An 11,976-nucleotide genomic window follows, 5' to 3' on the forward strand; every position below is an offset into this window, starting at 1 on the left:
GGAGTCCACATGCTGATCGGGGCTGGTCGATGGATGACCCCGGGTCCGTCCGGCCGGTCCGGGATGACCCGTCGCCGCCGCCGGCACAACGTTCCGCCGCCGCCCATCATGGACAGGTCGACTGTGGAGCCCGAACGGGCCACGGAACGCACCGACGGTCCCGATTCGCACCCACCTGCCGCATTACCGACAGAGGCGGAATCGACGTTGGGAGCGCGCTCATCTACCCTCAGGGCAGATCCGGCCACGTCGTGGCCGGCACCGGTTCGGCAGCCATGGGTGTCGTGGTCTCCCCGCCAGTATTCACCGACCATGGCCCTGTTCGGAGGGATCGAAGCGTTGACGAGCGACAAGGCGGCGCCGCCGGGCGTCGACACCACCCGGCCCAGCATCGCCCGGGTGTACGACTACTACCTCGGCGGCAAGGACAACTTCGCGGTCGACCGGCACGCCGCCCAGATGGCGATGCAGGTCACCCCGGACGGTCCGGAGGCCGGGCGGGCCTGCCGGGCCTTCCTGCGCCGGTCGGTCCGCTACCTGGCCGCCGAAGCCGGCATCCGCCAGTTCCTCGACCTCGGCTCCGGCCTACCCACCCGGGGCAACGTGCACGAGATCGCCCACCAGGTCGACCCGGACGCCCGGGTGGTCTACGTGGACAACGACCCGATGGCCCTCGCCCACGGGCGGGCCCTGCTCGCGGACGCCCGGACCACCACCGTGGTCGGCGCCGACGTCCGGCAGCCGGACGAGCTGCTGGCGGAGCTGCGCGAACGCAAGCTGATCGACTTCGACCAGCCGGTCGGGCTGCTGCTCCTGGCGATCCTGCACCACCTGCACGACGACGACGATCCCGCCGGGGTGGCCCGCCGGCTGATCGACGCCCTCCCCTCCGGCAGCTACCTGGCCATCTCGCACTTCTACGACCCGGGTGCGGCCCAGCCGGAGGTCTCGGCGAAGGCGCGGGCGGTGGAGAAGGTCTTCAACGAGACGCTCGGCACCGGCCGGTGGCGCACCCGGGACGAGATCCTCGGCTTCTTCGGCGACCTGGAGCTGGTCCCGCCCGGGCTGGTCCCGCTGGCCGAGTGGCACCCGGACGGCGAGGAGGACACCAGGCAGACCGCCACCTACCACACCATCGTCGGCGGGGTGGCCCGCAAGGCCTGAGCACGGGCGCTGCCGTCGGCGACCTGACCGGTCCCCACCCGGGGGCCGGCCCGGCCGGCGGCAGGCTCCCCGGGCGCGCCACCGGCACGGCCGGCGTCAGTAGCAGGTGTTCATCGCCGCCCGGACCTCGGCCAGGGTGGCGTCGGCGACCGCCCGCGCCCGCTCGTTACCCTCGCCCAGGATGGCCCGCAGGTGGGCCCGGTCCTGCCCGTACTCGGCCCGGCGGGCCCGGATCGGGGCCAGGTACTCGTTGACCGACTCGGTGACGACCTTCTTGAGCGCCGCAGCCCCCGCCGACCCGATGTCGGCGGCCACCTGCTCCGGGCTGCGCCCCTGGCACAGGGCCGCCAGCAGCAGCAGCGACGACACCTCCGGGCGGGTGGCCGGGTCGTAGCTGATGTGCCGCTCCGAGTCCGTCTTCGCCCCCTTGACCAGCCGGGCGGTCTCGTCGACGGTGGCGGCGAGCGTGATGGCGTTGTTCCGGCTCTTGCTCATCTTGGTGCCGTCCGTGCCGAGCAGCAGCGGGGCGCTCGACAACAACGCGTCGGGCTGGGGGAACACCGCCGAACCGGCACCGTACCGGTCGTTGAAACGACGGGCGATAGTCCGGGTGAGTTCGAGGTGCGGAAGCTGGTCCTGGCCGACCGGAACCAGATTCGCCTTGCAGAACAGGATGTCGGCGGCCTGGTGGACGGGATAGGTGAACATCAACCCGCTGACGGCGGACTGCCGCGAGTGCGAAATCTCGTCCTTGACGGTGGGATTGCGGTTGAGTTCCGACACCGAGACGAGGCTGAGAAACGGCAGCATCAACTGGTTGAGTGCCGGGACCGCACCGTGCGTGAAGATCGTGCTGCGGGCCGGGTCCACCCCGATGGCCAGGTAGTCCAGGACCAGTTCCTCGACGTGCTGGAGCAGATTGTCCGCCACGTCGCGGTCGGTGAGGACCTGGTAGTCAGCGATGACCACGAACAGCTCCACCCCGAGTTCCTGGAGCCGGACCCGGTTGTGCAGTGTGCCGAAGAAGTGACCGAGGTGCAGGCGGCCCGTGGGACGGTCACCGGTGAGCACCCGGAACTGCCCCGGGTCCTTGCGGATCAGCTCCTCCAGCACGGCGCTGCGGGCCTGCGCGGCGGACGTCCCGAGCGCATCGGTCGGCCCGGCTGAGGCGGCGGCACCGGCGTCTTCGGTCTGGGGTACGGCGGTATTCACAGGATCTCCTGAAGGGTCGGTCTCGACGCCATGATTGCACGGTCCGCGCTTCGGGGAACGGCAAAGGGAGCCCGATCCGAAACGGCGGACCCGGGCGTCGGAGCACACCGGGCGAACTGACCTCGGCCGTTACCCCGCACGGGGCGGACGACGGTCCTCACCCGTCGCCGACGGTCCGGGATATGCGCGTGGCGAGCAGTTCGTGCAGCATCCCGTGCAGCGGCACCGGATGCCCGGCCCGCCCGGCCAGTCGGACGACGGCACCCGTCCAGGCATCGAACTCCGACAGTCTCCCGGCGAGGATGTCCCTTTGCAGGGAGGTGGTGCTGTCCGCCGGTTGCCGGTCCATCAGCGCCACCGCCGTATCCAGCGCGTCCGGCGGCAACGCGATTCCGAGCGCAATTCCGGTCTCGTATATCTCGCGCATGCCCGTGACCAGCATCCGGCGGGTGCCGGGGCGGGAACGGAGTTCACCGACCGTCGCCCCGCCGGTGGCCGCGCCGAGGCTGCCGACCGGCACCACCAACAGGAACTTCGCCCACAGCGCGGCCCAGATGTCGCCCGGTTCCAGCACGTCCACCCCTGCCCCGCGCAGCAGCGCGCGCAGTCGGGTCACCCGGTCGGACGCGCCGCCGTCCCACTCCGCGAAGCCCAGCGCCCCCGGCGGACCGTGGTAGCGCACCTCGCCCGGCGCGACGGGGGTGGCGACCACCCGGGCCAGGCCGGGCAGCACCCGGGCACGGCCGATCCGGGCCGCCACCTGCTCCGGCGCCTCGACCCCGTTCTGCACGGTGACCACCGCGGTGTCCGTACCGACGAGCGGGGCCAGCGCGTCCAGGGCGGAGGGCAGCTGCGGGGTCTTGACGCAGAGCAGCACGTAGTCGACGGGGCCGAGGTCGTGCGGGTCGTCCGACGCCCGCAGCGCCGGGGCCACCCAGTCCCCCGCGGCACCGGTGACCCGCAGCCCCGTGCGGCGCAGCGTGGCGAGGGTCGTACCCCGGGCGAGGAACCGGACGTCGTGCCCGGCGGCGGCGAGGCGGCCACCGAGGTGCCCGCCCACGCCGCCGGCCCCGACCACGGCGATGCCCGCGCCGGCCGGCGTGCCGTCCCCGCCCGTCGGCCCGGCGTCGGTACGGCCCGCCCCGGCATCCACCTGCGGTCGGGCCGTCATCGGGGCAGCCGCCTTCCGACGCGCAGGGGAAGCGCCTCCAGGCCCCGGCTCAGCGAGCTGTCCGCCAGCCAGACGACCTTCTCGGCGGGCACCGCGAGGGCGAGGTCCGGCAGGCGGCGCAGCAGGGTGGAGAACGCGATCTCGCCCTGGAGCCGGGCCAGCGGGGCCCCGATGCAGAAGTGCGTGCCGTGACCGAAGGACAGGTGCCGGTTCGGCGAACGGGTGACGTCGAACCGTTCCGGGTCGTCGTACACCTCGGGATCGTGACCGGCGGCGGAGAGCGAGAGGTGCACGAAGCTGCCCCGGGGGATGTCCACCCCGCCCAGGCACATGTCCCGGGTGGCGACCCGCAGCGAGGCCCAGGCCGCCGACCCCTCGTAGCGCAGGATCTCCTCGATCGCCCCGGGGATTCCGCCCGGGTCGGCGCGCAGCATCGCGAGTTGGTCGGGGTGCCGCAACAGCAGCAGCGTGCCGTTGCCGACCATGTTCGCGACCGTCTTGTGCCCGGCGATGATCAGCAGCAGGATCGTCGACAACAGCTCCCGGTCGGTGAGCGCGTCGTCGTCCCGGGCCCGGACGAGTTCACTCAGCAGGTCGGTGCCGAGGTTCGCCCGGCGCTGCGCCACCAGGGCGGTGAAGTAGTCGGCGAACTCGTCGCTCGCCGCCTTCAGCTCGGTCTCCGCGTGCTGCAACGGGTCCTGGCTGAGCACGTAGCTCCACCGCTGGAACAGCGGCCGGTCCTGCACCGGGATACCCAGGTACTCGCAGATGACGATGAGCGGCAGCGGCAGCGCGAACGCGGTCACCAGATCGATCTCGCCGCCGTCGGGGAACGCGTCGATGAGGTCGTCGACGACGGCCTGGACGCGCGGCCGGAGCCGGGCGACCACGGCGGGCAGGAACGCGCGGCTGATCGGCTTCTTGAGCCGGGTGTGCTTCGGCGGGTCGGCGAAGCCCAGGTTGCCGACGACCAGCAGGCTGTTGGTCGCCGCCTTGTCCCGGTAGTGGGCGGGCAGGTTCTCGATCTGCTTGGACAGGCGCGGGTCGCCGAACGCCTCCTCGACGACCCGGTTCGCGAGGACGGCGTACGCCTCGGCACCGGGCGGGACGTCCATCCGGTGCACCGGGCACCGGGAGCGCAGTTCCGTCGTCGCCGCGTGGGGCGAGTCCCCCGGATCGGTGAAGTACGTCGTGGGCAGCACCTCCGTCATCGTGACCCCCGACCTCCCGGCTCGCCGCTGCCGCCGGCCACCGCCGGGATGATCCAGACCAGGTCGTCCCGGCCGACCTTCGTCTCCAGACCGTCGAGACCCCTGATGTCGTCGTCGTTGAGGTAGACGTTGACGTAGCGCTTGACCCGCTGGTCCCCGTCCACGATCTTGTCGAGCAGTCCCGGGGCGGCGCGGTCGAGCCGGACGAGCACCTCGTGGATGCTGTCGCCCTCGACGGAGAACAGCCGCCGACCCCCGGTCAGCGCGTGGAAGGCCGCCGGGACCTTGACGGTCACGACGGGCGCCGGCGACGGTGCGCCGGTGCCGTGGGCAGGTTCGGGCATGACTGGGTTCCCTCCTGGACAGAATTCCTGACGTCACCGGCGCGGCGGTCAGGCTGGAAACTCGATCTCGATCTCGGTACGCAGCGCCGACGGCAGGCGTACGTCCAGGGGCTCGCACCCCTGCGGTCCGGGCCGCCACCCCGCCACCCGGTGGATCAGCCGGTCACCGCCCGCCCGGACGTACCAGATCACGTTCACCGGCCAGCCCGACTGGCGGAACAGGTACTCGTCCATGCCGGTGGGTTGCTCGCTGAGCCGTTGCCGGCGTTCGTGCGGTGGGCCGATCTCGTGCCAGTTCGGGTGGGAGTGCACCGAGCCGAGCAGTTCCCGGCCGTTCACGGAGTGCTGTTTGATGGCCCGCAGCACCCCCTCGTCGGCGCACCAGAACCCGCGTTCGGTGTCCCGGTAGACCTCGCCGAAGCGGGGGGCGATCCGCTCCTCGAACTCGGCGATGACGCTCTCGTCGCGCCCCCGGACGTTCGGCACGAACTCGATGTCGGTGATGCTGATCCCGGTGTCGTCCACCTGCCCGAACAGCAGCGCCGACGCGCGGGGCGGGTGGTGGGGCACGCCGTCGGCGTCCCGGCTGTCCAGACACCTCCGGTACTCCCGTACGGCGTCGGCGACGAAACGGCGGGCGGCGGCGGGGGCGAACCGGACCACCCGGGGCAGGTCGCCCGGCCCCGCCGGGGCGGGGTCCGCGTCGGCCGGGTCGGGGGCCTCGTCGCGCTTCTTGCCGGCCGAGGCCAGGGTGCCGCCCAGCAGGGCCGCGCCCAGCGGCCACGAACGCATGTGCACCGGCAGCGTCACGCAGTGGTCGCCGAGGCGCAGCAGCAGCCCGTCGTCCACCAGCCGGCCGGCGGCGGCGGCCTCGGCCGGCCCGGCGGTCAGCTCGGCCCACGGGCACCCCGGCAGCGCCCGGAGGAACACGTCGACGCAGGTGGGGTCGTCCAGGACCAGCCGGCGCACGGGCCGGTGACGCTGGTCGACGACGGCCAGGAACCCCGGGCCCCGACGGAAGTGGAGCAGGCCGAACGTCCGGGTGGAGCGCCAGCCGTCGACCACCGTGGTCCCGCTGCCGCGCACCGTCGCCCGCACGGGGGCGGGCAGGTGGTCGAGGTGCCGCACGAGGTGCCGCCGCTGCGCGTCCAGGACCAGCGACCAGGTGACCGGTACGCCGATCGAGGAACACTCGCGCAGCAACGCGACGATCCGGGTGGCGGTCCGGTCGGGCAGCGTGGACAGGTCGACGGGTTCGGCCAGCCGTACCCCGCCGACGGGGACCCGGGTCAGCAGCTCCGCGAACTCCCCGCTGGTGGGCAGTTCCGCCGGGTCGAGGGTGAGGGTGGCCGGCCGGCCGGCCGCCGGGGCGGGCCCGCCGGGGGCCCGCAGGTCGTCGATCGTCAGTGACGTGCTCATCGGGACGCCACCACCTCCCTGCCGTCGATCAGCTTCCGGCGGTACGGGTCGACGTCGAGCGCGACGGCGACGTACCGTTCCTCGTCCTCGAAGGCCAGGCCACGGTCGACGAACCAGCGGAGCATCCGGTCGAGCGCGTCGGCGGTGACGGCGTGCCCACCGTCGGCGAGCCGACGGGCGATGCCCGCCCGGCCGGCGACCTGGAACATGCCGAGGTAGACGTTGCTGTGGACGTCGTCCAGCTCGATCGTCTCCGTGGGCCAGCTGGCCCGGCGGTCCTCGATGGTCACCCGGCCCCGGTCGTCGACCCAGTAGGACAGGTCGCCACCCCGGTACGCCTGCGCCCAGCGTTCGACGCCCTGCTTCAGCTCGTCCTCGATCGGGCCGACGATGCCCTGGTCGCGGGTGTCGAAGAGGTAGACCAGGTCGTACAGCTCGTCGCGCGGGACCTGGTAGATGAAGTCGTAGATCTCGGCCGGCCGGCGGTACATGAACCCCTGGGTCGGGTCCTCGAAATAGGGGCTGAAGCGTTCCAGCGCGATCCGCCAGGCCCCGGTCGGCGGTTGCAGGTGTTCCAGCGTGGCGAACGTGCCCAGCAGCCGGCGGTAGTCGTCCTCGGTCTCGCCGGGGAAGCCGTAGAGGATGTTCCAGGTGACGTTGAGGCCGAGGTCGTGGCCGTCGCGCAGCATCCGGACGTTGTGCGCGGCGCTGACGCCCTTGTCCATCAGGCGCAGCACGTGGCTGCTCAGGCTCTCGATGCCGGGCTGCACGTAGGTGACGTTCGCCTGTTTCAGGCTGCGCAACTGGTCCCGGGTCATGTTGGACTTGATCTCGTAGTGCACCCGCAGGTCGCAGTCGAGGGCGGCCATCGCCGGGATGGCCGTGTTCAGGTACTTCATGTCCAGGATGTTGTCGACCATGACGAGGTCCAGGACCCGGTACCGCTGCGCCAGTTCCACCACCTCGTCGGCGATGCGGTCGGGGGCCTTGCTGCGGAAGTCGATGTTCGAGCCGTTCAGCCCGCAGAACGTGCACTGGTGGACCTCTCCCCACCAGCAGCCCCGCGAGGTCTCCAGGACCACCATCGGCCGGACCTGGGGCGCGAACGACGTCTCCGCCAGGGCCCGGAAGTAGCTGTCGTAGTTGGGCGCGGGCACCATCGCGAACGGCAGCGCCCCTCGGGCCGGCGGATTCACCACCGTCCGCCCCTCGTGCCGCCAGCTGAGCCCCGGAACGTCCGCGAGGTCGGCACCCGAGGCGACCCGGTCGAGCAGCATGGGCAGGGAGCGTTCGCCCTCGCCGCTGAGCACGAAGTCGAGTTGGGGGAAGTTGCGGTGCAGGGCCGGGCCCTGGAGCCCGTCGCAGTTGCTGCCGCCCATCGCCGTGCGGATGCCCGGCACGAGTCGCTTCAGCTCCCGCGCCAACGCCAGGGAGGGCACGTTCTGCATGAAGGTGCTGGTGAAGCCGACCAGGTCAGGCGGGTCGGCGGCGATCTGTTCGGCGAGCCGTCGGACGAACCCACGGGCGTGCCGCTGCATCGCGACGGGGGCGTCCGCGTCCACGCCGCGCTGCCGGAGGAACTCGGCGAACTCGGCGACCCGGTAGCTGTCGACGTCGTACAGCGCCGGGGTGAAGACCCAGTCGCCGACGCCGTGGAACACCTGGTCCGCCACGTTGCCGTAGTCGGTCGGGGTGAGGGTGCCGCCGCTCTCGACGAGCAGGTGCTCGGCCCACCGGAGGTTGGCGTACAGTTCGTCGATCTCCCAGTCGGCGGCGTGCCTCCGGACACACTGCCCCAGGATTCCCAGTGCGCTGGACGGGGTGTCGAGACCCTGCCAGGGCATGGCGACCATCAGGAGCTTCACGGTATTCCACCCAGCTTCTTCCGTCGCGGTCGATAAATGTGCGGTCGTTTTCGCGGGGCGCGCGGCACCGCAATTCGGGGACCGCTTCCCGATCTTTTCCGCGGTGGTTCACCGACCAGATGGCGGTGCTCTGCCGCAGTGCGCCGGCCCGGGCCGCGAGGGAGCCACGGGGAGGCGTTCAGATCATTTTCCGGTGGCTGCCGCCCGGCTTTCCGCGCCGTCCCGGGCGGGGTGGCCGACGCACATCACCGGGCCGGTCGCACTTCCGGACCTGCATGACGTCAGGCCTGTCGTACGACCTCCAGCCTTAACACACGTTAACTCCGGAATTCATTACGGTCAAGCGCAGTTGTCATCCGGCAAGGATTCGTGGGATTCTCGGCCCCGACATTCTCGATAATGGCGAATGCAAAAGTTCCGCACGCTGCGACAATTTCTGCCACCGCAGATGTTGAATAGTCAACCGCCCTCGGCACAATTGATCGCCAGAGCGGGGCGATCGCGGCGGGGACAGCGCGGCCCGTTCGCGCGGGAGGGCGTCCGTGATCGACTCCCCGACTCCGGCCCGATGGTCTAGCCTCCCAGTGACAGATCCATCCCCGACGATCCGGCGGAGGACACGATGACCGTTCGGCGACATCTGCTGCGTACGCTCGCGGCCTGCGTGGCGGCGACGACCCTGACGGCCCTGGCCCCGGCCGGGGCGGCACAGGCGGCCTGCACGACGAGCAGCTTCACCGTGGTCTGGGACTACGCGGGCATGTACACCGCGCCCAACGAGTCGACCCTGTACGGCACCCGCCGCTACGGGCAGGTCGTCACCGGCCCGACCGGCAACACCGCCAACGGCTGGACGCTTACCTACGACTACTGGAACGGCCTGCCGCTCTGGGCGTACATGAAGGACGCCGCGTTGCAGTACCGCGGCTGCGCCTGACCCGCCCGGCCGCTACAGGCCCGCGCCGGTCCGGCAGCGGGCCCGCGCCGGTCCACTGCCGGCCCGGCGCGGGCCCGGCGGCACGCGGCCGGTGGTCAGCGGCGGGCCAGCCAGACCGTCCGCTCGGTACGGACACTGAGGTCGTCCCGGCCCGGCAGCCCCGCCACGGCCCCGTCGAGGGCGGCGAGGTCGGGCGGGGAGAGCCGGTCGGCCAGCCCGTGCCGCATCCGGCCCAGCGAAACCTGCGCGTAGCGGGCGGCGGCGGCGGGCAACGGGGGCCGCAGGTCGATGTCGAAACGCCGCTCGGTCACCGAGCGGAATCCGGCCTGCGTCATCCGCTCCCCCCAGTTCTCGTGCATGTGCAGGCCCGCCTCGTGCCGGCGCTTCGCCGCCTCGTCGTGCACCCGCCGCTCCACCTGCTCGCCCGGCGTGCCGGTGAGAAAGCGGGGGAACGCGTCCACCTCGGCGACCACCAGCAGCCCGTCCGGCCGCAACGCGTCGAACGCCGAGGCGAGCGCGGTCGCCGGATCGGCCAGGTGGTGCATCGACGCGGCGGCCCAGATCACCCCGGTCGGCCCGAGGTCGGGCCAGGGCTGGTCGAGGTCGGCCTGCACGGTCCGGATCCGGTCGCCCAGGCCGGCGGCGTCGGCCCGGGAACGCAGGTGGGCCAGCATCTCCGGGGAGAGGTCGACCGCGGTGACCGTGGCGTCGGGCAGTTCCCGGGCGAGGGCGAGGGAGGCCGTGCCGCTGCCGGCCCCCAGGTCGACGACGTGGGGCTGCCCGACGGCCTCCCGGCCGACCCAGCCGATCACGTCGCGGAAGTAGTCGTGCAGGACCTCGGCGTCCAGGTCGAGCAGCTCGATCAGGTGGTCGTGTGCCATCCGGCGACGGTAGCCGGACCATGCCCGTACGGCATAGCATCTTGCGTATGAGGCAAGACAGGGATCTGGAGGACCTGGTCCGCCAGCGCGTACGCAGCCTGCGGCTGGCGCGCGGCTGGTCGCTGGAGGAGCTGGCCCGACGCTGCCTGATCAGCCCCTCCACGCTCAGCCGGATCGAGACCGGGCACCGCCGGATCGCCCTCGACCAGGTCGCCACCATCGCGCGGGTGCTCGGCATCACACTCGACCGGCTGGTCGAGTCCGACGCCGACGACGACGTGGTGATCCGCCCGCACTGCGACGAGAACCGGGGCGTCACCACCTGGTTGCTGTCCCGGGACAGCAACCAGACGGTCGCCAAGCTACGGATCACCCGGGACGTCCCGACCGACCTGCGGGTGCATCCGGGGCGGGACTGGTTCACCGTGCTGTCCGGCACGATCGTCCTGCGCCTCGGCGAACGGACGATCCTCGTCGGCACCAACGAGGCCGCCGAGTTCTCCACCCTGGTCCCGCACGCGTTCGGCGCGCACGACGGCCCGGCCGAGATCCTCTGCATCCTCGACCACGAGGGCGAGCGCAGTCACCTGGGCCCGCACCACCACCCGCCGCCGGTCAACCGGTGATCACCGGCCAGGCGTAGGCCAACAGGGCGCACGCCGCCCCGAGCAGGGCGAGCGAGACGCCACGGCTGGGAATGGGCAGCGCGGCCAGCACGAGCAGGATGACCGCGACGACATAGAGGAACACCTGTACCGACATGACACTCTCCTCGACGGTGGGCTGACGGACGGTGCCGTCTCTACCCCCACCGCCCCGGTCGGGAAACCCGCTCCCGGCCCGGAACCGGACCCCCGACCCTCCGGATCGGACGGTGCCGGCCGGGGACCGTTCGGCCCCCGGCCGGTCCGACCGTCCGATCCGCCGTCGACGGTCGCCGCGACCGGCCGTCAGCAGCCGAGCCGCTTGGTGGACAGCGCGATGTCGTCGATCCAGAGGTTGAACTCACCAGGCGTCGTGCCGCCCTGGTAGAGCTGCCAGCCGATCTTCACGGTGTCGACCGCCGGCAGGACGAACGGGACGTCGTTGCCGCCGTGGTCGGTGGTGGAGGCGGTCAGCTCCGGGTTCGCCACCCCGTCGATCCACACCGCGACGCGGTTGTCCGTCGGGTCGAGCTTCCACTCGAAGCACTGCCAGGTGTCCTCGGTGACCGGGGCGGACTCCCGCCAGTTGGTCCAGTCGCCGGTCGGGCCCCCGTCCGCGCCCACCCCCCAGAAGGTGCCGGGGACGGTGGGCGCGTACTGGCCGCCGACCGGGCGGACGACCTCGGAACTGCCGCTTCCGGTCGCCTCCACCAGCGTGAAGTGCGCCCAGTCCGGGGCGGTGGGGAAGGCGTCGACGCGCAGCCGCATCCGCCCGTAGAAGCGGTTGCCCGGCGCGGCGAAGTCGTCGACGCGCAGGAAGGCCCGGCCGTTGTCGACGGTCCGGACGTGCAGCACCTGGTTGCCGTGCCGGGCGCGCTCGACGGTGAGCGTGCCGTGGCGGGTGTCGACGCCCCACTTCAGCGTGCCGGGCCCCCCGGGCGGCAGCCGCTCGAAGTCCTCGCAGAACAACAGGTCACGGTGGCACGAGCGCGGGGCGGCGTCCGAGACACCGGCCGGGACGCTGCCGGCGGTGACGCCGAGGATCAGGGCCGCGGTGAGAACCGCGAGGGAACTGCGCATGGTCGTCCTCCATGGGGGGTGATCGCTGCCGGGTGGGCGGGGCCGGGT

General features: G+C 72.1%; 12 protein-coding genes. 3 read left to right on the forward strand and 9 right to left on the reverse strand.

Going from position 1 to position 11,976, the window contains the following annotated elements; genetic code table 11:
• Positions 1–312 precede the first annotated feature (312 nt).
• Complete coding sequence (locus FJK98_RS31345; RefSeq protein ID WP_228542883.1) at positions 313–1,164, forward strand: SAM-dependent methyltransferase; 852 nt, start codon at positions 313–315, stop codon at positions 1,162–1,164.
• Positions 1,165–1,260: 96 nt separating this feature from the next.
• On the opposite strand, the gene trpS is transcribed toward FJK98_RS31345, so the two are convergent.
• From trpS to FJK98_RS31375, 6 genes are all read right to left on the reverse strand, one after another.
• Entirely contained in the window at positions 1,261–2,376 is a 1,116-nt protein-coding gene (trpS, locus tag FJK98_RS31350; protein WP_145922230.1) for a tryptophan--tRNA ligase, read from the reverse strand.
• A gap of 157 nt (positions 2,377–2,533) precedes the next feature.
• Positions 2,534–3,547 (reverse strand): 2-dehydropantoate 2-reductase, encoded by a 1,014-nt coding sequence (locus tag FJK98_RS31355; protein WP_145922231.1) that lies wholly within the window; start codon positions 3,545–3,547, stop codon positions 2,534–2,536.
• Complete coding sequence (locus FJK98_RS31360; RefSeq protein WP_145922232.1) at positions 3,544–4,758, reverse strand: cytochrome P450; 1,215 nt, start codon at positions 4,756–4,758, stop codon at positions 3,544–3,546. Before FJK98_RS31360 ends, FJK98_RS31355 begins: the two co-directional genes overlap by 4 nt.
• Positions 4,755–5,102, reverse strand: a complete 348-nt coding sequence (locus FJK98_RS31365) for a MoaD/ThiS family protein (RefSeq protein ID WP_145922233.1) — start codon at positions 5,100–5,102, stop codon at positions 4,755–4,757. The genes FJK98_RS31360 and FJK98_RS31365 overlap by 4 nt, the downstream gene beginning before the upstream one ends.
• Positions 5,103–5,150: 48 nt before the next feature.
• Positions 5,151–6,521 carry a DUF5825 family protein gene (locus tag FJK98_RS31370; protein WP_145922234.1) on the reverse strand — a complete coding sequence of 457 codons (1,371 nt, stop codon included), beginning with the start codon at positions 6,519–6,521 and terminating at the stop codon, positions 5,151–5,153.
• Positions 6,518–8,386, reverse strand: coding sequence for a RiPP maturation radical SAM C-methyltransferase (locus tag FJK98_RS31375; RefSeq protein WP_145922235.1), 1,869 nt, complete (start codon positions 8,384–8,386; stop codon positions 6,518–6,520). The genes FJK98_RS31370 and FJK98_RS31375 overlap by 4 nt, the downstream gene beginning before the upstream one ends.
• A gap of 622 nt (positions 8,387–9,008) precedes the next feature.
• Here FJK98_RS31375 and FJK98_RS31380 point away from each other — a divergent pair.
• Positions 9,009–9,323 carry a hypothetical protein gene (locus FJK98_RS31380; RefSeq protein ID WP_145922236.1) on the forward strand — a complete coding sequence of 105 codons (315 nt, stop codon included), beginning with the start codon at positions 9,009–9,011 and terminating at the stop codon, positions 9,321–9,323.
• 95 nt (positions 9,324–9,418) lie between these two features.
• On the opposite strand, the gene FJK98_RS31385 is transcribed toward FJK98_RS31380, so the two are convergent.
• Positions 9,419–10,204 carry a trans-aconitate 2-methyltransferase gene (locus FJK98_RS31385; RefSeq protein WP_145922237.1) on the reverse strand — a complete coding sequence of 262 codons (786 nt, stop codon included), beginning with the start codon at positions 10,202–10,204 and terminating at the stop codon, positions 9,419–9,421.
• Between the two features lie 47 nt (positions 10,205–10,251).
• Between FJK98_RS31385 and FJK98_RS31390 the strand changes: the two genes are divergently transcribed.
• Entirely contained in the window at positions 10,252–10,830 is a 579-nt protein-coding gene (locus FJK98_RS31390; RefSeq protein ID WP_145922238.1) for a helix-turn-helix transcriptional regulator, read from the forward strand.
• Here FJK98_RS31390 and FJK98_RS33455 read toward each other — a convergent pair.
• Both FJK98_RS33455 and FJK98_RS31395 read right to left on the reverse strand, forming a co-directional pair.
• Positions 10,820–10,966 (reverse strand): hypothetical protein, encoded by a 147-nt coding sequence (locus FJK98_RS33455; protein WP_168222586.1) that lies wholly within the window; start codon positions 10,964–10,966, stop codon positions 10,820–10,822. The two genes, FJK98_RS31390 and FJK98_RS33455, sit on opposite strands and share 11 nt — an antisense overlap.
• Before the next feature lie 188 nt (positions 10,967–11,154).
• The gene (locus FJK98_RS31395) at positions 11,155–11,928 is read right to left on the reverse strand and encodes a hypothetical protein (protein ID WP_145922239.1); all 774 of its coding nucleotides are present in this window, start codon (positions 11,926–11,928) and stop codon (positions 11,155–11,157) included.
• Between the last annotated feature and the right edge of the window lie 48 nt (positions 11,929–11,976).

It is taken from the genome of Micromonospora sp. HM134 (assembly GCF_007833915.1).
GTDB classification, from domain to species: Bacteria; Actinomycetota; Actinomycetes; order Mycobacteriales; family Micromonosporaceae; genus Micromonospora; species Micromonospora wenchangensis.

Coding starts and splice junctions, on each gene's coding strand:
- FJK98_RS31345 (WP_228542883.1), top strand. CDS start 313: ATGGCCCTGTTCGGAGGGATCGAAGCGTTGACGAGCGACAAGGCGGCG.
- FJK98_RS31395 (WP_145922239.1), bottom strand. CDS start 11,928: ATGCGCAGTTCCCTCGCGGTTCTCACCGCGGCCCTGATCCTCGGCGTC.
- FJK98_RS31370 (WP_145922234.1), bottom strand. CDS start 6,521: ATGAGCACGTCACTGACGATCGACGACCTGCGGGCCCCCGGCGGGCCC.
- FJK98_RS31355 (WP_145922231.1), bottom strand. CDS start 3,547: ATGACGGCCCGACCGCAGGTGGATGCCGGGGCGGGCCGTACCGACGCC.
- FJK98_RS31390 (WP_145922238.1), top strand. CDS start 10,252: ATGAGGCAAGACAGGGATCTGGAGGACCTGGTCCGCCAGCGCGTACGC.
- FJK98_RS33455 (WP_168222586.1), bottom strand. CDS start 10,966: ATGTCGGTACAGGTGTTCCTCTATGTCGTCGCGGTCATCCTGCTCGTG.
- FJK98_RS31365 (WP_145922233.1), bottom strand. CDS start 5,102: ATGCCCGAACCTGCCCACGGCACCGGCGCACCGTCGCCGGCGCCCGTC.
- FJK98_RS31360 (WP_145922232.1), bottom strand. CDS start 4,758: ATGACGGAGGTGCTGCCCACGACGTACTTCACCGATCCGGGGGACTCG.
- FJK98_RS31385 (WP_145922237.1), bottom strand. CDS start 10,204: ATGGCACACGACCACCTGATCGAGCTGCTCGACCTGGACGCCGAGGTC.
- FJK98_RS31380 (WP_145922236.1), top strand. CDS start 9,009: ATGACCGTTCGGCGACATCTGCTGCGTACGCTCGCGGCCTGCGTGGCG.